Raw genomic sequence first — 18,864 nt, 5'->3', positions numbered from 1 at the left:
GCGAGGGGTGCGAGCTTTAAATTCGATCGCGGGTGGTTTGACGCCCGGTGGCGGCGTGCGTGGCCTGGGTGGCCAGGTAATCGCGGGCGTCCTGCGCGTCTTGCCGGATGGCGGCGGTCAGGGCGTCGAGCCCTTCGAAGCGCGCTTCATCACGGAGTTTGTGCAGCAGTTCCACCCGAACGAGTTTACCGTAGGCCCCCTCGGCGCCGAGGGACGCGGGCCAGTCCAGGCAGTGCACTTCGAGCAGGATGCGGCCGCTGTCGTCCACCGTCGGGCGCACGCCCAGGCTGGCCACGCCGTCGATGGGTTCGTCGGTCAGGCCGAAGGTGCGCACGGCGAAGATGCCGTTCGCCGCCGCCTTGGCGTGTGTGAAGCGCAGGTTGAGCGTGCGGTAGCCCAGTTCGCGGCCGAGCTTCAGGCCGTGCACCACGTGACCGCTGATGCTGTAGGGCCGGCCCAGCAACTGGGTGACGCGCTCCATGTCGCCGCTGGCCAGCGCCTGCCGCACCGCCGAGCTGGACACCCGCAGCCCGTGCACCTCGTAGCTGTTCATGCGTGCCACGTCGAAACCCTGGGCTTCGCCGGCGGCGTCGAGCATCGCGTAGTCGCCGGCACGCTTGGCGCCGAACTTGAAGTCGTCGCCGACCAGCACGTACTGCGCGCCGAGCCCGGCCACCAGCATCTCGTCGATGAAGGCCTGCGGCGAGAGCGATGCGAGGCCGGCATCGAAGCGCAGCACGACGGCCTGGTCGATGCCGCAACGCTCCAGCTCGCTCAGCTTGTCGCGCAGCGTGGCGATGCGCGCCGGCGCCATCTCGGGCTTGCCGTGGGCCCGGGCGAAGTAGTCGCGCGGGTGCGGCTCGAAGGTCATCACGCACGAGGGCAAGCCGCGGTGCTGGGCTTCAGAGCGCAGCAAGGCCAGCATGGCCTGATGGCCGCGGTGCACGCCGTCGAAGTTGCCGATGGTCAGCGCGCACGCGGGCGCGATGTCGGGGTGATGGAGACCGCGGAAGACTCGCATAGGCGCTGGATTATCGCGGCATCAACGCGCGCCTTGCACCGCTTCGGGCCCGCTCAGCCACTGCCATTGCCCGGGTGCCAAATCCGTCGGCAAAGTCAGCACGCCGAAACCGCTGCGGTGCAGGGTCTCGACCCGGTTGCTCACCGCCGCCAGCATGCGCTTGACCTGGTGGTACTTGCCTTCGGTCAGCGTCAGCCGCAGCGAGGTCGGCCCGGTGATCTCGCAGGCTGCCGCGGCCACCGTGGCGGGGTCATCGACGAGCTTCACGCCTTCGAGCAGGCGGCGCACCTGGTCGTCGTCCACCGGGTGCTTGCAGCCCACCTCGTAGACCTTGGGCAGGTGCTTCTTGGGCGAAGTCCAGCGGTGGATCAACGTGCCGTCGTCGGTGAAGAGCAGCAGCCCGGTCGTGTCTTCGTCGAGCCGGCCGACGCTTTGCACGTCGCGCCGACGCAGCGGCGCGGGCAGCAGGCTGTAGACGCTCGGGTGGTGCTTTGGCTTTTGCGAGCACTCGACCCCCTGCGGCTTGTTCATCACCAGCAGCGCCTTCTCGTGGTACGCCCAGGCTTCACCGCGCACGCTGAACTGCAAACCTTCGGGCACCACGTCCTCGAACGGGTCGTCGTGCACCTCGCCGGCGATGCGCACATGGCCGCTCGCGATCAGCCCCTCGCATTCGCGTCGGGCGCCAAAGCCCTGGCTGAACAGCACCTGCGACAACTTCATCTTCATGGCCTCCAATGAAAACTGCCGCCCGAAGGCGGCAGTCGATCATCGCAAAAGAATGATCAGACGCGGATCGGACGCGTGGCTCAGACGTTCACGCCGGCCGTGTCCTGCATGCGCGCCGAGACTTCGCCCAGCTGATGCAGTGCATCGCCCCAGGCCATCTCGATCATCGTCAGGCGCTTGAAGTAGTGGCTGCCGATGTACTCGTCGGTGACGCCGATGCCACCGTGCAGCTGGATGCATTGCTGGCCTACGTAACGCACCGACTGGCTCACCTGCAGCTTGGCCTGGGCCAGCGCGCGGCGGCGCTTGTCGGCCGGCTCGTTGAGCTTCAGGCTCGCGTAGTAGCTCATCGAGCGACCGAGTTCGACCTGCATCTTCACGTCGGCGATGCGGTGGCGCAGGGCCTGGAAGCTGCTGATCGCCACACCGAACTGCTTGCGCGTGTTCATGTACTCGGTGGTGATCGCGAAGAGCTTGTCCATCACGCCAACCGATTCGGCGCAGACGGCAGCGATGCCCACGTCAGCGGCGTGCTCCAGTGCAGCGTAGCCAGCGCCGGCGGCGACCAGCAGGGTGGCCGGTGCGTCGGCAAACTTCACCTCGGCGGCACGGGCGCCGTCTTGGGTCGGGTAGCCCCAGGCGCTGACGCCCGCAGTCGAACGCTCGACCAGGAACAGCGCAATGCCGCTCGGGTCGTCGTTCGCACCCGAGACGCGGGCCGATACGATGAACGCGTCGGCGTTGTCACCGGCGGGCACCACGCTCTTGGCACCGCTGATCGTCCACGTGTCGCCGGCTTGCTTGGCGGTGGTGGTGACGCGGTTCAGGTGGTAGCGCGAAGCGCGCTCTTGCTGGGCCAGCACGACGAGGGCTTCGCCGCCCGCGATCTTGGGCAGCCACTCGGCCTGCACGGCTTCGGGCGCGTAGCCCGACAGCAGCGCACCGGCCACCAGGGCCACGTCGGCGTAGGGTTCGAGCACCAGGCCGCGGCCCAGTTCTTCCATCACCACCATGCCGTCGATCGGGCCGAAGCCCATGCCGCCGTGTTGCTCAGGCACGTACAGGCCGGTCAAGCCCAGTTCGGCGATCTCGCCCCAGACGTCGCGCGAGAAGCCGCCGGCCTTCACGAGACCGTGGCGACGCTCGAAGGTGTAGCCCTTATCGACCCACTTGCGCACGGAGTCGCGCAGCATTTCCTGGTCGTCTGAAAAATCGAAGTCCATCTTGATTCCTTCTAATTCCGTTCAGTGCCGTGCGGCGATCAGCCCAGGGCGGTCTGCGCAACGATGTTGCGTTGCACTTCGCTGCTGCCGCCGTAGATCGTGGTCTTGCGGAAGTTGAAGTACGTGCCGGCCAGCGGCTGGATGTACGCAGCGCCGACGAACTCGCCCTGGTAGCCGGCGTCCATCGCTTCGTGGATGAAGGCGCGGCTCAGCGGGCCGGCGGCCTGCATCATCAGCTCGGTGAAACGCTGCTGGATCTCGCTGCCGCGGATCTTCAGCAGGCCGGCCACGTCGAGCTCGTGCTTGCCCTTCGATTCACCCGACAGCACGCGCAGCACCATCATTTCGAGCGCGATGATGTCGGTTTCCAGCAGGGCGATCTGGTCGCGGAAGCGAGGCTCGTCGTAGACGTTCTCGTTCTTGGCGATGGTCTTGAGCTTTTGCAGCGCGCGCTTGGCGCGGTTGACGTTGGCGATGTTGGTGCGCTCGTGGCCCAGCAGCACCTTGGCGTAGGTCCAGCCCTTGTTCTCTTCGCCGATGAGGTTTTCAGCCGGCACTTCGACGTTGTCGAAGAAGACTTCGTTCACCTCGTGCTCGCCGTCGAGCATGATGATCGGGCGCACGGTCACGCCGGGCGACTTCATGTCGATCAGCAGGAACGAGATGCCGGCTTGCGGCTTGCCTTCGGTGCTGGTGCGCACCAGGCAGAAGATCCAGTCGCCGTACTGGCCGAGGGTCGTCCAGGTCTTCTGGCCGTTGACGATGTACTTGTCACCACGGCGCTCGGCGCGGGTCTTGACCGAGGCCAGGTCCGAGCCCGAGCCCGGTTCGCTGTAGCCCTGGCTCCACCACACTTCGCCGCTCATGATGCCGGGCAGGAAGCGGGCCTGTTGTTCGGGCGAGCCGAAGGCCATGATCACCGGGGCCACCATCACCGGGCCGAAGGGCACGATGGGCGGGCAGCTGGCGTTGGCGCACTCTTCTTCGAAGATGTGGCGCTGCACCGCGTTCCAGCCCGGGCCGCCGAATTTCTTCGGCCAGGCCACGCCGTGCCAGCCCTGCTTGCCAAGAATCTTGGCCCAGCGCTGCAGGTCGTCCTTGGTGTAGCGCTGCGACTTCTGCGCTTTTTCTTGCAGGTCCTTCGGCAGGTTGGCTTCGAGCCACGAGCGAATCTCTGCGCGGAACGCCTGCTCTTCAGGCGTGTAATTCAGATCCATTTGAGTCTCCGGGATGGCGGGGTACAGCAGACCGCAAGTGTCGCACATGATCCGCCTGTTGGAACTCGTTCTGCATATCGGAACAAGTGTCGCCTTGGCGATTGATAATTCAGCCAATGCATTCCGAAAACGAGCGCCCGACGGGCTATCGCAGTACCGTCGCGGCCCTGGCCGTGGGCCAGTTGTTCTGCTGGGCCGCGCTGTTCTACACCTTCTCGGCGTTCGTGCTGCCGATGCAGACGAGCCTGGGCTGGGGCAAGCCCGAGATGATGGGCGCGTTCACGCTCGGGCTCACCGTGTGGGGCCTCACGAGCTATGCGGTCGGTGCCGCCATCGACCGGGGCCACGACCGCGTGGTGATGACCCTGGGCGCGGCGTTCGCCGGCGTCGGCTTCGTGGTGTGGTCGCAGGTGCAAAGCCTGGCGATGCTGTACGGTGCCTGGGCCCTGCTCGGGGCGGCGATGGCGATGTGCCTCTACGAGCCGGCCTTCAGCGTGGTCACGCGGCGTTTTCCCGGGCGCTACCGGCAGGCCATCACGGCGCTGACGCTGGTCGGCGGCTTTGCCAGCACGCTGTGCTTTCCGGCGGTGGCGTGGTTGATCGCCGGTTGGGGCTGGCGCAGCGCGCTCGGGGTCATCGGCCTCGTGCTGCTGCTGGGCATTGCGCCGCTTCACGCCTGGGCGCTGCGCCACCCGGCCCGACCGGTCGCGAAGGCGGGCCACGACGCGGCCGACGACGCGACCTTGCACGAGGCGCTGCGCCACCGCAACTTCTGGCTGTTGACGCTCGCTTTCACCTTGCATGCCTTCGTCTCGGCCGCGCTGTGGGCGCACATCGTGCCAGCGCTGGCCTCGAAGGGGCTCGACGACACGGCGGCGCTGGCTGTGGTCACCTGGGTCGGGCCCGCGCAGGTGTTGGGGCGCGTGGTGCACCTGTTCTTCGGCCGCTGGGTCGCGCAGCGCACGCTGGGCTTGGCGGTGCTGGCGGGGCTGCCGCTGTCGATGGCGCTGTTCGCCTTGTCTGAACACCTGGCGGCGCTGGTGGTCTTTGCGCTGCTGTTCGGGGTGGTCAACGGCCTCGTCACCATCGTGCGCGGCAACCTGGTGCCCGAGTACTTCGGCCGCGAGCACGTCGGGCGCATCAGCGGGGCGATGTCGGCGATCGCGCTGGTGTCGCGTGCAGCGGCGCCGCTGATGACCGCCTGGCTGCTGCTCGCCGTGCCGGGCTACCGCGAGGTCTTCCTCGCGCTGTGCGCGCTGGGCGTGGGCGCGTGGATCGCCTACGCGAGCGCGCGGCGCTGAGTGCGACGGCCTGCCGGCCCGCTCACTTGCGGTCGAGCGTGAGGATGTCGTTCTCGCGCTTCATCTGGAAGCGCGTGAGAAAGCTGTTGCCGAGCAGCACGTAAGGCATCTGCGCCGGGATCACCATCGCCTCGACGTTGAACACCTGCACGTTGCCCAGGCGAATGCTGGTGAGCGTGACCTTGTGCGCGGGCACCGAGCCGTTGGCGGTGTTGACCATGCCGGCCGGGGGCAGGTGGCGGTATTTCAGGCCGATGCGGTCGGCCTCAGCCTGCCCCATGGCGACGCTCGTCGCGCCGGTGTCGACCATGAACTGCACCGAGCGGTCGTTGATCGACCCGCTGCCCAGGAAGTGCCCACCCGGCCCGGCCACCATCGTGATGCGGCTGTCGGTGCCTTCGGTGGACGCGCCGCCCAGGTTGACCTGCGCGCCGCCCATGCGCAGCGTCACGCGCTTGCCGGCGATCTCGACCACGGACTGGTCGCCTGACACGCTGATCAGCTTGACGCCTTGCACCGTGCTGCCGACGGCCACCGTGGCCGGCTTGCCGTCGATCATCAACAGGGCACGCGTGCCCAGGCTGCCACTCATCGAGACGCTTTGCGCCCAGGCAGGGCTTGCGCCGATCCACAACAGAGCGGCGGCAGCCAAAACGGTACGCATGAGGTTTTCAGTCCCGGAAGTTGTTGAACGACAGCGGCGCATCGGCGATCTCTTTGCGGATCAAGGCCATCGCCGCCTGCAGATCATCCCGCTTGGCGCCCGTGACCCGCACGGTGTCGCCCTGGATGGCCGCCTGCACCTTCATCTTGCTTTGCTTGATGAGTGTCTGGATTTTCTTCGCGGTGTCGCTGTCGATGCCGCTTTTGACCGTGACCAATTGCTTGACTTTGTCGCCGCCGATCTTTTCGACCTTGGCCGAGCGGTCGAGAAAGCGGATGTCCACGCTGCGCTTGGTCATCTTGGCGAGCAGGATGTCGATCACCTGCCCGATCTGGAAGTCGCTGTCGGCGTAGATCGTCAGCTCTTTTTCTTTCAACTCGACGCGGGCCGACGAGCCCTTGAAGTCGAAGCGGGTGCCGATTTCCTTGGCGGTCTGGTCGATGGCATTGCGCACTTCGACGAGGTTGGGATCGAGGACAGCGTCGAAGCTCGGCATGGTCGTGGTGTGTCGCGGGTTTTGCGCTGAAGGGCGCGAGGCGGGATCGGCGAAAATTCTGCCATGCAAATTGAATCGGGCGTGAGCCTGAAACCGTACAACAGCTTCGGCCTGCCCGCCGTCGCGCAAACGCTGGTGCGCGTGACCAGCGATGCCGACGTGCGCCGCGTGGTCGATCACCCCCAACTGGGCCGCGCGCCGAAGTTCGTGCTCGGGGGCGGCAGCAACATCGTGCTCACGCGCGACATGCCGCAGGTCGTGATCAAGGTCGAGGTCAAAGGCCTCCGTGTCGTTGAAGAGCGCGACGACGCGACCATCGTCGAAGTGGGAGCCGGTGAAAACTGGCACGACTTCGTCACCTGGACGCTGGCGCAGGGCCTGCCGGGGCTCGAAAACCTGGCGCTGATCCCAGGCACCGTGGGCGCCTCGCCGGTGCAGAACATCGGCGCCTACGGGCTGGAGCTGAAAGACCGCTTCGACTCGCTCGATGCGGTCGATCTCGTCACCGGCCGCACCGTGACGCTCAATGCCGAAACCTGTGCCTTCGGATACCGCGACAGCGTGTTCAAGCATTCGCTCGCCGGCCGCGTCGTCATCACGCGCGTGCGCTTTCGCCTGCCGATGCCGTGGCAGCCGGTGCTGGGCTACCTCGAGATCGAACGCAAGATGGCCGAGACCGGCACCGCCTCGCCCTCGCCGCAGCAGATCTACGACTGGATTTGTGCGATTCGCCGCTCCAAGCTGCCCGACCCGCTGGTGATCGGCAACGCCGGCAGCTTCTTCAAGAACCCGGTGGTCACGCCCGAACAGTGCCGCGACATCATCGGCCGCGACCCCGAAATCGTTCACTACCCCATGCCCGACGGCAGCGTGAAGCTCGCCGCGGGCTGGTTGATCGACGCTTGCGGCTGGAAGGGCAAGACGGTGGGCAAGGCGGGTGTCTACGAGAAGCAGGCGCTGGTGCTCGTCAACCGCGGCGGGGCGATCGGCTCCGAGGTGATGACGCTCGCGCGGGCGATCCAAGAAAGCGTCTACGGGCGTTTCGGCATCCGGCTCGAACCCGAGCCGGTGGTGGTGTGACGACTGTTCAGCAGGTGCCCATGGACTCGACTGTTTCGCTTGCCCGCCTGTGGCGGCCCATCGTGGCAATGCTCGTCGTCATCGTGGCCTCGAACTGGCTGGTGCAGCACCCGATCAACGACTGGCTGACCTGGGGCGCATTCAGCTACCCGGTGGTGTTTCTCGTCACCGATCTGACCAACCGCGCGGTGGGCGCGCAGGCGGCTCGAAAGGTCGCGTGGGTCGGCTTCGCCGGCGCGGTGATCGTGTCGCTGCTGCTGGCGCCCTGGCGCATCGCCGTGGCCTCGGGCGCGGCCTTCATCGTCTCGCAGTTGATGGACGTGGCGGTGTTCAACCGCTGGCGCGCCCAGACCTGGTGGAAGGCGCCGTTCTTCGGCTCGCTGGTGGCGTCGGTGGTGGACACCGGCATCTTCTTCTTCATCGCCTTCGCGGGCGAGCCCGGCTTCGACTGGCTCAAGCTCGGAGGGGGCGATCTCGCCGTGAAATGGGCGATGGCGGCGCTGCTGCTGGCCCCGTACCGTGCGATGCTGCCGCGCTTGCAGGCCTGGGTGCCGGTGCGGTGAATTGCAGATCGGCCGTGACGGAGCGAGGGCTTCGAACGGTGCGAAATAAAAAAGGGCCGGTTCAATACCGGCCCTTTGCGTTGGCGTGGCTCGATCGATCAGCCGAAGTGGCAGATGTAGTGCAGCGTCTGCGTGGTCTCGATGTCGAAGGCCGAGTTGCCCGGCACGTCGAACGACTGGCCGCCCGCATAGGTCGTCCAGGCGTCGCTGCCGGCGAGCTTCACGCGGCATTCGCCTTCGACCAGTTCCATGATCTCGGGCGCGCCGGTGGTGAAGCGCAGGGTCGAGGGCAGGATCACGCCCACGCTCTTCTTGGTGCCGTCGGCCAGTTCGATGCTGTGCGAGACGCACTTGCCATCGAAGTAGACGTTGGCGCGGGTCTTGACGGTGGCTTGGATCTTGTCGGTCATCGCAGTCTCTCGGGGTTACTTCTTCTTCGGGGCGGCCTTCTTGGCGGCGGGCTTGGCAGCCGGCTTGGCCTTGGGCTTCGCGGCGGATGAGCGCGCGATCTTCGCGTTGGCGGCGATGCGCATGCGCAGCGCGTTCAGCTTGATGAAGCCGCCGGCGTCGGCCTGGTTGTAGGCGCCGCCGTCGTCGTCGAAGGTCGAGATCTTCGGGTCGAACAACGAGTCGGTCTTGCTCTCGCGGCCCACGCACATGATCGTGCCCTTGTAGAGCTTCAAGCGCACGGTGCCGTTGACGGTGGCCTGCGAGGCGTCGATCAGGCCTTGCAGCAGCTGGCGCTCGGGGCTGAACCAGTAGCCGTTGTAGACCATGCGCGCGTAACGCGGCATCAGGTCGTCTTTCAGCGCGAGCACTTCGCGGTCGAGCGTGATCGACTCGATGGCGCGGTGGCCAGCCAGCAGGATGGTGCCGCCCGGGGTTTCGTAGCAGCCGCGGCTCTTCATGCCGACGTAGCGGTTCTCGACCTTGTCGAGGCGGCCGATGCCGTGCTTGCCGCCGATCTGGTTCAGCGTGGTCAGCACGGTGGCGGGGCTCATCTTCTGGCCGTCGATGGCGACCACGTCGCCGTTCTTGTAGGTCAGCTCCACAACTTGCGGCTTGCCCGGCGCCTTTTCGGGCGACACGGTGAGGCGCCACATGTTGTCTTCGGGCGCGAAGTTCGGGTCTTCGAGGATGCCGCCTTCATAGCTGATGTGCAGCAGGTTCGCGTCCATCGAGTAGGGCGCGCCGCCCTTGCGCTTCTTGAAATCGACCGGGATGCCGTGCTGGTCGGCGTAGGCCAGCAGCTTCTCGCGCGAGAGCAGGTCCCACTCGCGCCACGGGGCGATGACCTTCACGTTGGGCATCAGCGCGTAGGCGCCGAGTTCGAAGCGGACCTGGTCGTTGCCCTTGCCGGTGGCGCCGTGGCTGATGGCGTCGGCGCGGGTCTTCTTGGCGATCTCGACCAGGCGCTTGGCGATCAGCGGGCGGGCGATGGACGTGCCCAGCAGGTACTCGCCTTCGTACAGCGCGTTGGCGCGGAACATCGGGAAGACGAAGTCGCGCACGAACTCTTCACGCAGGTCTTCGATGAAGATGTTCTCGGGCTTGATGCCCATCTTCACGGCCTTGGCACGGGCCGGCTCGATCTCTTCGCCCTGGCCGATGTCGGCGGTGAAGGTCACCACCTCGCATTGGTACTCGTCTTGCAGCCACTTGAGGATGATCGAGGTGTCGAGGCCGCCAGAGTAGGCGAGCACGACCTTGCGGATCGACGGGGAAGCGGCTTTCTTGCTTGCGTTCGGCATGGTGGAGGGCGGAAGGCGGAAAACCCGGAATTCTAGGCCCCTGGCCGGGCCCTCCCGCGCCCCGTGCCGGGCGACTTCCGGCCGCCTCAGGCGACCTTGGCCGCGTACTGCCGGTACTGGCCGCGCCCGGCGCGTTTGGCGGCGTAGAGCGCCTCGTCGGCATGGGCCATCACATCGACGAGCGTGGCGCCGTCTTGCGGCCACAGGCCCGCGCCCACGCTGCAGCCGATGCGCAGGTTGCTCAGCGTGCGGTACTGCATGGGCCGCTGCAGGTCGGCGACCACGCGCTGCGCGACTTGGCGCGCGAGCATCGCGCCTTCACCCGCCGGGCAGGCGAGCAGCAGCATGAACTCGTCGCCGCCCAGGCGGAACACGAAGTCTTCCTCCCGGGCGATCTGCCGCAGGCGTTTGGCGACCTGGGCCAGCACCTGGTCACCGGCCTCGTGGCCGTAGCGGTCGTTGACGGGTTTGAAGCCGTCGAGGTCGATGCACAGCACGCAGAACTCCATCGACTGGCCGGCCACGGTCTCGGCGAGGCGGGGCGACAGGTTGTTGAGGTAGGCGCGGTTCCACAGGCCCGTGAGTGCATCCATGTGGGCCGTCTGCTCAAGCGCCTGCACGGTTTCGTTGCGGTCGCGCAGCGTGGCCTGCAGGTCGGCGACGGCGGCGGCGATCTGCTGCACGTCGTTGCGCCGCCTCGGGCGCACGCCATCGCGGCGCGCGGGCGTCGGGGCCGCGGTGCGCAGGGTCTGCGCGAGTTCGTCCACCGGGGCGATGATCATGCCGATCAGGCCCCACGCGGCGAGCGCGCAGAGCAGGGCGATCGCGCCGGTCCAGGGCAGCACGGCCAGGCGCGCGTCGCCGAGGGTGCCGGGCGATGTCGGCGAGGTGGCGCGGGCGACCACCCGCCAGCCGAAGCCCGAGAAGCCGCCGCTCGGGCCACTGACGGCCACGCCGGTGAGGGCGGTCAGACCGTCGCTCCAGGCTTCGAAGCCCCAGCGCTCTTCGAGGTCGCGCAAGCGCTCGCCGGGCAGGCTGGGTGGTGTGGCGGTGCCGGCCGGGCCGAGCAGCACGTCGCCCCGGTGGCCGAAGATCATCACTTGCACGTCGCCGCGGCTCTGGGGCTGCAGGGCCTCGCGCAGCTGGGCCGCCCATTGCCAGCTCAGGTGCAGCGCGAGCACGCCGCGAAGGCTGCCGTCGGCGCGATACACCGGCGCCGCGACATCGACGAACTTCACCTGCTCGCCGGGCGTTTGTTGCGCCAGCTTCGCCAACAGCACGGCTTCGTGCACATCGCCGGTCCACAGGCCGAGGCGGCCATTCTGGTAGACCGGCCGGGCGGCGAGCGAGCGGCCCACCAGCACGTCGCCGGTGGCGGCCACCACGGTGCCCTCGGCGTCGGTCATGCCGATCCAGGCGTAGGCGGGCAGGGTGTCGCGCAGCTTTTCGAGGGCAGCGCGGGCGGCGGCCGGGTCGGCCGATTCGCGCAGCACGTCGAGTTGGGTGAGCAGCAGCACGTCGCGGGTGCGCGTGGCCATTTCTTGCGACAACCGGTCGGCCATGTTGTGGGCGATCTGCATCAGGCGCTGGCCGGTGTCGGCCTGGGCCTGCAGCAGGGTGCGCCGCGCCCACAGTTCGCCGACCACCAGGGCCATCGCGGCAATGAGCAGGCACACCAACGCCCGCGCTTGGGTGCGCAGGGGCCAGAGGCGCGGATGCAGCAGGACTTTGAGGATCGGCTTCATGAACGGGCAGGCGACACGGCGGTTCTCGTCGCGGCGCCGGGGGCGCGCAAACGGGAGGCCGTTCAATGGCTTTTCGGCCATGACGGCGTTGACTTGAATCAGGTCGCGCCTGTTCCCGTGGTCCTTTTCGCGGCCGAGGCCGTCCCGGCCGGCTCTCAGAGCCTGAGTGGTTCGCCGTAGCCGGTCATTTCGAGGTAGCCGCTGCCGATGCGGCGGCCGTCCTCGGCCAGCAACTCGCTCAGGCCTTCCCAGTAGAAGGCGCCGGTGCTGCCGCGGCTGTCGAGCTCCTGGGCGTCGAACATGGCGGCCACGTGGAAGCGGCCGACCGGGGTCTCGACGGTCCAGGCGACGGGGTAGCGGGCGCTCGAAGCCGGGCTCGTCCACGCCCGGCCGGGCAGCAGGCGCACTTCGTCGGGGCCGAAGCTGCGTACGGCGCCCCCGGCGGGGCGATGGCTGCCGCCCGCGTAGAGCGGGCTGCCGTCGGCCCGGCGCACGCGAAACGCGGTCAGGGCGCCGCCGTCGTCGAGGTTCATGCCGATCCAGTCCCAGCCGACGGCATCGGCGGCCAGCACCTGGTCGCCCCACTCATGGTCGAGCCAGGCGCGGCCGCTGGCGGCCAGCTCGCGGCCGTCCAGGCTCAGGCGTCCCTCGGCGCGCAGTTGCGGGCGGCTGTAGTAGTGCGTGGCGTGGGTGGGTTGCGGGCCCTTGCGCGACCAGCCGGCGTCGCCTTGCAACAGCAGGGGCTGCGGGGCGTCGAACTGCAGGTCGAACGCGAATCGGGCGCTGTCGCTGTGCACCTGGGCGCTGTAGCGCGTGGCCTCGGCCGGGCCGCTGCGGCGCAAGTGCCAGTCGCGCAGGCGCAGGTCGGTGTCGCCTTCGGCGGCCCGGGCAACACCGAAGCCGGCGCGGGCGATGCGCTGGTCGTGCCGCAGGCGCTGGGTGGCCGGCTCGCTGAGGGCCGCGTGCGCGAACACCAGCTGGCTGGCGGCAAAGCGGCTCGGGTGCTCGGCCGCCACCTCGGTGCGCGAGCGAAAGAAGGTGACCTGGAAGCCGAAGCGCCGGCTGCCGGCCAGCAGGTCGCCGGTGAGGTACCACCACTCGGTGCGCGCGGCGGGGTGGGCGCCGAAGTCGGCCGGAAAGACCAGCGGTCGGCGCCGCCCGGTCGGCGTGCCCAGGGCGGATGCGCCGAACAGAGGAAGTGTCAACGTACCCGCAAAAAGATCGCGCCTGCGCATGGCTGAAGGATCGCATACGGGTTGACAATGCGCGTTTGCCCTTCGCCCGAGCCCGCCCGCGTTTCGGCCGGCCCGAGGCGCACATCGACGACCTGCACGACATGACCGAATTCGCCCTGCCCGAAGACTTCGACCTCGGAGACCACTTCGACCACCGCACCCTCAGCAAGGCGATGGAGCTTCGCCCCGAGCAGGCGTTGCTGTCGATGCAGGTCAAGGGGCCGAAGCTTTTCACCCGCCTACAGGGCAACAGCGTGCACGCCTACGCCCAGAGCGTGCAGCTCGTGCGTGACCGGCTGCTCGGCCTGAAGGTCGATGGCCACTGCACCTGCCCGCAGGCCACCAAGTGCGAGCACATCGCTGCTGCGCTGATGGCCTTCGAAGCCCAGCAGATCCGCCGCCAGCGCGGCTTGCCGCTGTCGCCGGCGGTGCTGCCGTCCGACCTGTCGGCCAAGGCCGGGCCAGCGCCGGTGGCCGCCTCGCGCCCGGTGCGCGCGGTGGTCGAGCTCGGCGCGCTCAAGCTGCAGCCGGTGCTGCGCCTGACGACCTGCGTGGACGTGGCCTCGGAAGCCCTGCTGCACCACCGCTACGGCTCGGCCGCCTCGCGCGGCACCACGCTGCGCCAGGCGGCGGTGCAGGTGCTGCTGCGCTACCCGATGCCGGGCAACGCGACGGTCGAGTACCACTTTCCGATCGGCGCGGCGACGGTCGCCAACGCCGAGATCGCCGACCCCGACCACCCCGGCCAGCGCCTGGGCGTGCGCTTCGAGCGCGAGGCCAAGGCCGAGGTGACGGCGCTGCGCGAGTTGTTCACCGGCTTGTCGATGCGGCCCTGGAGCCTGTCGGCCGGCCTCGCCCACAGCCGCCTCACGCGCGTGGCCGCGGCCGGCGCGCAGACTGCGATGCCCGCCGCGCTCGACGGCACGCCGCTGGTGCTGGTGCCGCAATTCCGCGACCAGTGGCCGCAGCTGCTGGCGACGCACTTTCCCGAGTTGGAGGCACGCGGCTGGCTGATCGAGGTGGCGCGCGAGTTCCCGTACGAGATGCACGCGCCCGACGCGTGGAACTTGAGCGTCGAAGAAGACCCCGGCAGCGACTGGTTCAGCGTGGGCCTGAAGGTGTCGGTCGAAGGCAAGCCGGTGGACCTGGTGCCGCTCTTGATCGGCCTGGTGCAGACCGGCTGGCTCAAGCAGGACATCGAAGCCCCCTCGCGCGACGGCCGCGAGCGCGAGGTGCTGGTGCCCTGGCCCGGCGACGAGCCACCGGTGCCCGGTGTGATGCCCAAGCAGCGCTTGCTGCGCCTGCCGGTCGCCCGCGTGGCGCCGCTGATGGACTGGCTGCGCAGCATGTTCAAGCTCGGCGACAAGAAGTCGCCCGAGGGCGATGCGCGCCTGCGCCTGTCGCGCTTCGACCTGGGCACGCTCGATGCGCTGTCGGTCGGTGCCAAGATCGCCGCGCCGCCGAGCTTCACCGAACTGCTCGAGGAGCTGCGCCGCCTCGAAAGCGGCGTGGGCTTGCCGCCCGTCGAGCCTTCGCCGCACGTGCAGGCCACGCTGCGCCACTACCAGCTCGACGGCTTGGCGTGGATGGACTTTCTGCGCCGCTCGCGCCTGGGCGGCGTGCTCGCCGACGACATGGGCCTGGGCAAGACGCTGCAGACGCTGACCTTGCTGCAGAACGAGCACGACGCCGGCCGCATGGACCGGCCGAGCCTCGTCGTCGTGCCCACCAGCCTGATCGGCAACTGGCAGGCCGAGGCCAAGCGCTTCGCTCCCGGCCTGCGCGTGGTGGTGCTGCACGGCCCGCAGCGCGTGCAGCATTTCAAGCAGATCCCGAAGGCCGATCTCGTCATCACCAGCTACCCGCTGGCCGTGCGCGACGTGGGCACCTTGGGCGCGCAAGACTGGCACTACCTGATCCTCGACGAAGCTCAGCGCATCAAGAACGCGCGCAGCCAGGCCGCGGTGGCTATGAAGGGCATGCGCGCGCGGCACCGCCTGTGCCTGAGCGGCACGCCGCTCGAAAACCACCTCGGCGAGCTGTGGAGCCTGATGGACTTCACCTGCCCCGGCCTCCTGGGCAGCGAGGCGCAGTTCCGCGAGCACTACCGCAACCCCATCGAAAAGAAGCAGGACGAGTTGGTTGCCGGCCACCTGGCGCGGCGCGTGCGGCCCTTCATCTTGCGGCGCACCAAGCAGCAGGTCGCGCGCGAGCTGCCCGAGAAGACCGAGACGCTGCTGCGCGTCGAACTCGGCGGCACGCAGGCCGACCTGTACGAGACCGTGCGTGCCACGATGGACGGCAAGCTGCGCGAAGCCATCGCCCGCCAGGGCCTCGCACGCAGCCAGATCATGGTGCTCGACGCGCTGCTGAAGCTGCGGCAGGTCTGCTGCGACCCGCGACTGCTGAAGACCGACGAAGAGGCCGCGCCCAGCAAGACCGCGCCCTCAGCCAAGATGGAGCTGCTGCTCGACTTGCTGCCCACGCTGGTCGAAGACGGCCGCCGCGTGCTGCTGTTCTCGCAGTTCACGCAGATGCTCTCGCTGATCGAAGTCGAGCTCGCCAAGCTCAAGTTGCCGTACCTCAAGCTCACCGGCGAGAGCAACGACCGCGCAGGCCTGGTGAAAGAGTTCCAGGAAGGCGACGTGCCGCTCTTCCTGATCAGCCTGAAGGCCGGCGGCGTGGGCCTCAACCTCACGGCGGCCGACACGGTGATCTTGTACGACCCGTGGTGGAACCCGGCCGTCGAGCAGCAGGCCATCGACCGCGCCTACCGCATCGGCCAGGACAAACCCGTGTTCGTCTACAAGCTCATCGCCAGCGGCACGGTCGAAGACAAGATGATCGAACTGCAGGCCCGCAAGGCAGGCCTCGCCGACCAGTTGCTGTCGGGCGTGGCGAGCGATGCGGCCCTCAACACGCAAGACTTCGACGAGCTGTTCAAGCCGCTCGGCGGCGAGGTGATCGAAGCCTGAGCCCCCGGGCCGGCGGCTTGGCTTGACCCGAATCAAGCCGAGCGGTGATTTTTCGCGCGGGCTCGCTCAAGCCCTGGCGCGGTCGGCCGAAGAAGTCCGTGACGACGCGCGGGTGATCCGCGCATGGAGGGCCGCTTCGGCGGCGCAGCGGACGATGAATGCGACCACCGAAGACGGCACTGTGCCGGTGTCACAGCTGTGCATCGGCATGCATGTGCACCTGGACCTGTCGTGGATGGAGCACCCGTTCACGTTTTCCAGCTTCAAGATCAAGAGCCTCGATCAGATTGCGACCATCCAGGCGCTCGGCGTGAGCCAGGTGCGCTGGTCGCCGGCGCGCAGCGACTGCACGCCCCTGGCGCCCGCGCAGGCAAACGACACAGCCGAGGCGCCCGCGACGGTGCGCCTCGAAGCCGACGCCGCCACGCAGGCCAAGCGCGCGCGGCTGCAGCGCGTGGACGCGCACCGCGCCAAGCTCGGGGCCTGCGAGCGCGAACTGGTCTCGGCTTCGCGGCGCATCAAGTCGATGAACCAGAACCTGTTCTCGAAGCCCGCCGAGACGCGTGCGATGGCCACCGAGCTGATCGATGGCATTGCCGACTCGATGCTGGTCGAGAGCGACATCGCCATCCACCTGATGGCCGACAAGGTCGGCGGCGAAGAGATCTACCACCACTCGCTCAACGTCGCGTTGCTGTCGATGATGCTGGCTCGCGAGTTGAAGGCACCTTCTCAGGCCATCCGCCTGATGGGGCTGGGCGCGATGTTCCACGACGTGGGCAAAGTCGAACTGCCCGACCGCGTGGTCTACAAGACCGAGCCGCTGTCGCGCGCCGAATCCAACCTCTTGCAGACGCATTGCGCCAAGGGCCTGGACATCGCCGCCCGGCTCGACCTGCCGCCCGAAGCCACCGTCGTGATCGCGCAGCACCACGAACGCATGGACGGCAAGGGCTACCCACGCGGTCTTCAGGGCCCGCAGATTTCGCTGCTGGCGAAGATCGTCGGCCTGGTCAACACCTTCGACAACCTCTGCAACCCGGTGGACTTCCAGAAGTCGCTCACACCGCACGAGGCCTTGTCCACCATGTACGGTCAGCAACGCGACCAGTTCGACCCGAACGCGATGGCGGTGTTCGTTCGCTGCATGGGCGTGTACCCGCCGGGCACCATCGTCATGCTGTCGAACGGCGGGCTGGGCATCGTGGTGTCGATCAACTCCAGCCGCCCGCTCAAGCCCACCGTGCTGATCTACGACCCGGCGGTCCCGAAAGAGTCGGCGATCATCGTGGACCTCGAAGACGAGCCCGAGGTGACCATCACGCGCACCATGCGCCCGAACCAGTTGCCGCAGGCCGCCTACGATTACCTCTCGCCGCGCAAGCGCACCACCTACTACTTCGACGCCGACACCAAGCCCCGCTGACGATGACCGTGCTGCAAGTCAAGGTGAAACCCAACGCACGCGCACAGTCGTTCGAACGCACCGACGACGGCACCTGGCACGCACAACTCAAGTCGCCCCCGGTCGACGGCAAGGCCAACGAAGAGCTGATCGCGCTGGTGGCAGCGCACTTCGGATGCCGCAAGGCGCAGGTGCGCATCAAGACCGGCACGAGCGGTCGGCTCAAGCGGGTCGAGGTGGACGACGGGGCCTGAGCTTTTCGCCGCTGCGCGCGCTCGTCAGCCCCACAAGGCCAAATGACGCATCGCGGGCGAATGCACCGCCACGAACCCTGCGACATTGGCGACGGCGGTGATCCAGTAGGTCGCAACGAAGCTCGGCTTGGCCAGCTTGTGGCGCAACAGTTGCTGGGCCAGCAGGGCCCCGGGCCAGCCGCATGCGAGGCCCAGGCCATGCAGCGTCGCTTCTGACGTGCGCCAGCGACCGCTTCTCGCGGCCGACTTGTCGAGCGCATAGGCCACGAAGGTGATCAGGCTCGCGCCCAGGTAGACCGCAGCCACCCAGGCGCTGACCGGCCACCGCCACGCCACGTACCCCCAAACCGCGAAGAACGCGGGCAAGGCCAGCAGCCGTGCGAGCGTCCAGGGGGCCGGCGACTCGCGCCGCGACGCGTGAGCCCGTTTGCCGGGGCGAACGAACTGCACCGCTGCGGCGCGCTTCTTGCCCCGCTCGCCCACTTGCACTTCGAACGACAAAGGCAGGCCCACCGAAGGCCGGCCGGTCCCGGGCGGGAAAGCCTTGATGTGGACAAAGATGTCTTGACCACCCTGGTGCGGCTCGATGAATCCGAAGCCACGGTCATCGTTCCAGGACTTGAGCTTTCCGTCGAAGCGCATGTGAGGGCCTGCGAGCCTTGAGGTGTGATGTGAGGGTGACCGATGGGCAGGGCCTGCCGCACCGGCCGCCGAGGGGTGTTTCAGTGGTTCCGGTGAAGCACATCGTTCGATCCCATCACTTGGGCACCAGGATGATTTCGTCTTTGTCCGTGCCTCGCGCGTTGCGTGTGATCTTGAAGACGGATGCACTGCGTGGGTGTGAGCCCTCGGCGAAGTTCAGGTCGAACTTGCCGTTCTCTACCGCATGCAACTCAACGTGCGTGAGTTGTCCGTTGATGCCGAAGATCATGAACGCGTGGGTGTCTGGCGAGCGCTCGATGCGAACGATGCGGCCGCACTGGTTGCGCTTGGCGCCAATGACTTTGCACACCTCGTCGCGCGTCGTGCCCGGCTTGAAAACGTAGAAATAGTCCCAGCCGAAGGTGGTGAGCTGGCCGAGATCGACCTCGGTTGCGCCGGGGGTGTGAACGATTGCGCCGATGCGCTGGCTGATGGTGCCGGTGCTGTTGCGCGCTTCGGAGCAGGCGACGAGCGAGCCAGCCACCAGAAGCGAGAAGGCGAGC

The 18,864-nt window shown here is 67.9% G+C and carries 18 protein-coding genes; 6 read left to right on the top strand and 12 right to left on the bottom strand.

Annotated features, from left to right (window positions below; genetic code table 11):
* Nucleotides 1-16: 16 nt before the first annotated feature.
* From AC1KAT_RS09165 to AC1KAT_RS09150, 4 genes are all read right to left on the bottom strand, one after another.
* Nucleotides 17-1,021 carry a bifunctional riboflavin kinase/FAD synthetase gene (locus AC1KAT_RS09165; RefSeq protein WP_480325027.1) on the bottom strand — a complete coding sequence of 335 codons (1,005 nt, stop codon included), beginning with the start codon at nt 1,019-1,021 and terminating at the stop codon, nt 17-19.
* 21 nt (nt 1,022-1,042) lie between these two features.
* Nucleotides 1,043-1,744: a pseudouridine synthase gene (locus tag AC1KAT_RS09160; protein WP_480326523.1), complete on the bottom strand. Its 702-nt coding sequence runs from the start codon at nt 1,742-1,744 to the stop codon at nt 1,043-1,045.
* 86 nt (nt 1,745-1,830) lie between these two features.
* Nucleotides 1,831-2,973, bottom strand: a complete 1,143-nt coding sequence (locus AC1KAT_RS09155; protein ID WP_480325025.1) for an acyl-CoA dehydrogenase family protein — start codon at nt 2,971-2,973, stop codon at nt 1,831-1,833.
* A gap of 38 nt (nt 2,974-3,011) precedes the next feature.
* Nucleotides 3,012-4,190 carry an acyl-CoA dehydrogenase family protein gene (locus AC1KAT_RS09150; protein WP_480325023.1) on the bottom strand — a complete coding sequence of 393 codons (1,179 nt, stop codon included), beginning with the start codon at nt 4,188-4,190 and terminating at the stop codon, nt 3,012-3,014.
* Between the two features lie 116 nt (nt 4,191-4,306).
* Between AC1KAT_RS09150 and AC1KAT_RS09145 the strand changes: the two genes are divergently transcribed.
* Entirely contained in the window at nt 4,307-5,491 is a 1,185-nt protein-coding gene (locus AC1KAT_RS09145; RefSeq protein ID WP_480325021.1) for an MFS transporter, read from the top strand.
* 22 nt (nt 5,492-5,513) lie between these two features.
* Here the strand turns inward: AC1KAT_RS09145 and AC1KAT_RS09140 are convergent, their stop codons facing one another.
* Nucleotides 5,514-6,155, bottom strand: coding sequence for a retropepsin-like aspartic protease family protein (locus tag AC1KAT_RS09140; protein WP_480325019.1), 642 nt, complete (start codon nt 6,153-6,155; stop codon nt 5,514-5,516).
* 7 nt (nt 6,156-6,162) lie between these two features.
* Nucleotides 6,163-6,651 (bottom strand): YajQ family cyclic di-GMP-binding protein, encoded by a 489-nt coding sequence (locus tag AC1KAT_RS09135; protein ID WP_480325017.1) that lies wholly within the window; start codon nt 6,649-6,651, stop codon nt 6,163-6,165.
* A 63-nt stretch (nt 6,652-6,714) separates the two neighbouring features.
* Here AC1KAT_RS09135 and murB point away from each other — a divergent pair, with 63 nt between their 5' ends.
* Both murB and AC1KAT_RS09125 read left to right on the top strand, forming a co-directional pair.
* Nucleotides 6,715-7,731, top strand: a complete 1,017-nt coding sequence (gene murB / locus AC1KAT_RS09130; RefSeq protein WP_480325015.1) for a UDP-N-acetylmuramate dehydrogenase — start codon at nt 6,715-6,717, stop codon at nt 7,729-7,731.
* Between the two features lie 20 nt (nt 7,732-7,751).
* Nucleotides 7,752-8,294, top strand: coding sequence for a VUT family protein (locus AC1KAT_RS09125; protein WP_480325013.1), 543 nt, complete (start codon nt 7,752-7,754; stop codon nt 8,292-8,294).
* A gap of 98 nt (nt 8,295-8,392) precedes the next feature.
* Here AC1KAT_RS09125 and ppnP read toward each other — a convergent pair whose 3' ends face one another.
* The 4 genes from ppnP to AC1KAT_RS09105 form a co-directional block, all read right to left on the bottom strand.
* Nucleotides 8,393-8,704, bottom strand: a complete 312-nt coding sequence (ppnP, locus tag AC1KAT_RS09120) for a pyrimidine/purine nucleoside phosphorylase (RefSeq protein WP_480325011.1) — start codon at nt 8,702-8,704, stop codon at nt 8,393-8,395.
* 15 nt (nt 8,705-8,719) lie between these two features.
* On the bottom strand, nt 8,720-10,045 hold the full coding sequence (locus AC1KAT_RS09115) for an argininosuccinate synthase (protein ID WP_480325009.1): 1,326 nt from the start codon (nt 10,043-10,045) through the stop codon (nt 8,720-8,722).
* A gap of 86 nt (nt 10,046-10,131) precedes the next feature.
* Nucleotides 10,132-11,790, bottom strand: a complete 1,659-nt coding sequence (locus tag AC1KAT_RS09110) for a diguanylate cyclase domain-containing protein (RefSeq protein WP_480325007.1) — start codon at nt 11,788-11,790, stop codon at nt 10,132-10,134.
* A 155-nt stretch (nt 11,791-11,945) separates the two neighbouring features.
* A complete protein-coding gene (locus AC1KAT_RS09105; RefSeq protein WP_480325005.1) occupies nt 11,946-13,025 on the bottom strand; it encodes a lipocalin-like domain-containing protein in 1,080 nt (359 codons plus the stop codon).
* Nucleotides 13,026-13,060: 35 nt separating this feature from the next.
* On the opposite strand from AC1KAT_RS09105, the gene AC1KAT_RS09100 reads away from it, so the two are divergent.
* The 3 genes from AC1KAT_RS09100 (at nt 13,061) to AC1KAT_RS09090 (ending at nt 17,659) form a co-directional block, all read left to right on the top strand.
* Nucleotides 13,061-16,000 (top strand): DEAD/DEAH box helicase, encoded by a 2,940-nt coding sequence (locus AC1KAT_RS09100; RefSeq protein WP_480325003.1) that lies wholly within the window; start codon nt 13,061-13,063, stop codon nt 15,998-16,000.
* 154 nt (nt 16,001-16,154) lie between these two features.
* Nucleotides 16,155-17,426, top strand: a complete 1,272-nt coding sequence (locus tag AC1KAT_RS09095; RefSeq protein WP_480325000.1) for an HD-GYP domain-containing protein — start codon at nt 16,155-16,157, stop codon at nt 17,424-17,426.
* Nucleotides 17,427-17,428: 2 nt separating this feature from the next.
* Nucleotides 17,429-17,659, top strand: a complete 231-nt coding sequence (locus tag AC1KAT_RS09090) for a DUF167 domain-containing protein (protein ID WP_480324998.1) — start codon at nt 17,429-17,431, stop codon at nt 17,657-17,659.
* 24 nt (nt 17,660-17,683) lie between these two features.
* Here AC1KAT_RS09090 and AC1KAT_RS09085 read toward each other — a convergent pair whose 3' ends face one another.
* Nucleotides 17,684-18,301, bottom strand: coding sequence for a DUF1294 domain-containing protein (locus tag AC1KAT_RS09085; protein ID WP_480324996.1), 618 nt, complete (start codon nt 18,299-18,301; stop codon nt 17,684-17,686).
* 115 nt (nt 18,302-18,416) lie between these two features.
* Entirely contained in the window at nt 18,417-18,845 is a 429-nt protein-coding gene (locus tag AC1KAT_RS09080) for a hypothetical protein (RefSeq protein ID WP_480324994.1), read from the bottom strand.
* Nucleotides 18,846-18,864 lie beyond the last annotated feature (19 nt).

It is taken from the genome of Piscinibacter sp. PDB5-1, from assembly GCF_056676035.1.
Note: the sequence above shows the minus strand (reverse complement) of the source record. Positions and strands in the feature narration are given on the sequence as shown.

Bases quoted from the DNA above. Each gene is read 5' to 3' on its own strand.
- AC1KAT_RS09165 (WP_480325027.1), bottom strand. From the start codon at position 1,021: ATGCGAGTCTTCCGCGGTCTCCATCACCCCGACATCGCGCCCGCGTGC.
- AC1KAT_RS09160 (WP_480326523.1), bottom strand. From the start codon at position 1,744: ATGAAGTTGTCGCAGGTGCTGTTCAGCCAGGGCTTTGGCGCCCGACGC.
- AC1KAT_RS09155 (WP_480325025.1), bottom strand. From the start codon at position 2,973: ATGGACTTCGATTTTTCAGACGACCAGGAAATGCTGCGCGACTCCGTG.
- AC1KAT_RS09150 (WP_480325023.1), bottom strand. From the start codon at position 4,190: ATGGATCTGAATTACACGCCTGAAGAGCAGGCGTTCCGCGCAGAGATT.
- AC1KAT_RS09145 (WP_480325021.1), top strand. From the start codon at position 4,307: ATGCATTCCGAAAACGAGCGCCCGACGGGCTATCGCAGTACCGTCGCG.
- AC1KAT_RS09140 (WP_480325019.1), bottom strand. From the start codon at position 6,155: ATGCGTACCGTTTTGGCTGCCGCCGCTCTGTTGTGGATCGGCGCAAGC.
- AC1KAT_RS09135 (WP_480325017.1), bottom strand. From the start codon at position 6,651: ATGCCGAGCTTCGACGCTGTCCTCGATCCCAACCTCGTCGAAGTGCGC.
- murB (WP_480325015.1), top strand. From the start codon at position 6,715: ATGCAAATTGAATCGGGCGTGAGCCTGAAACCGTACAACAGCTTCGGC.
- AC1KAT_RS09125 (WP_480325013.1), top strand. From the start codon at position 7,752: ATGGACTCGACTGTTTCGCTTGCCCGCCTGTGGCGGCCCATCGTGGCA.
- ppnP (WP_480325011.1), bottom strand. From the start codon at position 8,704: ATGACCGACAAGATCCAAGCCACCGTCAAGACCCGCGCCAACGTCTAC.
- AC1KAT_RS09115 (WP_480325009.1), bottom strand. From the start codon at position 10,045: ATGCCGAACGCAAGCAAGAAAGCCGCTTCCCCGTCGATCCGCAAGGTC.
- AC1KAT_RS09110 (WP_480325007.1), bottom strand. From the start codon at position 11,790: ATGAAGCCGATCCTCAAAGTCCTGCTGCATCCGCGCCTCTGGCCCCTG.
- AC1KAT_RS09105 (WP_480325005.1), bottom strand. From the start codon at position 13,025: ATGCGCAGGCGCGATCTTTTTGCGGGTACGTTGACACTTCCTCTGTTC.
- AC1KAT_RS09095 (WP_480325000.1), top strand. From the start codon at position 16,155: ATGAATGCGACCACCGAAGACGGCACTGTGCCGGTGTCACAGCTGTGC.
- AC1KAT_RS09090 (WP_480324998.1), top strand. From the start codon at position 17,429: ATGACCGTGCTGCAAGTCAAGGTGAAACCCAACGCACGCGCACAGTCG.
- AC1KAT_RS09085 (WP_480324996.1), bottom strand. From the start codon at position 18,301: ATGCGCTTCGACGGAAAGCTCAAGTCCTGGAACGATGACCGTGGCTTC.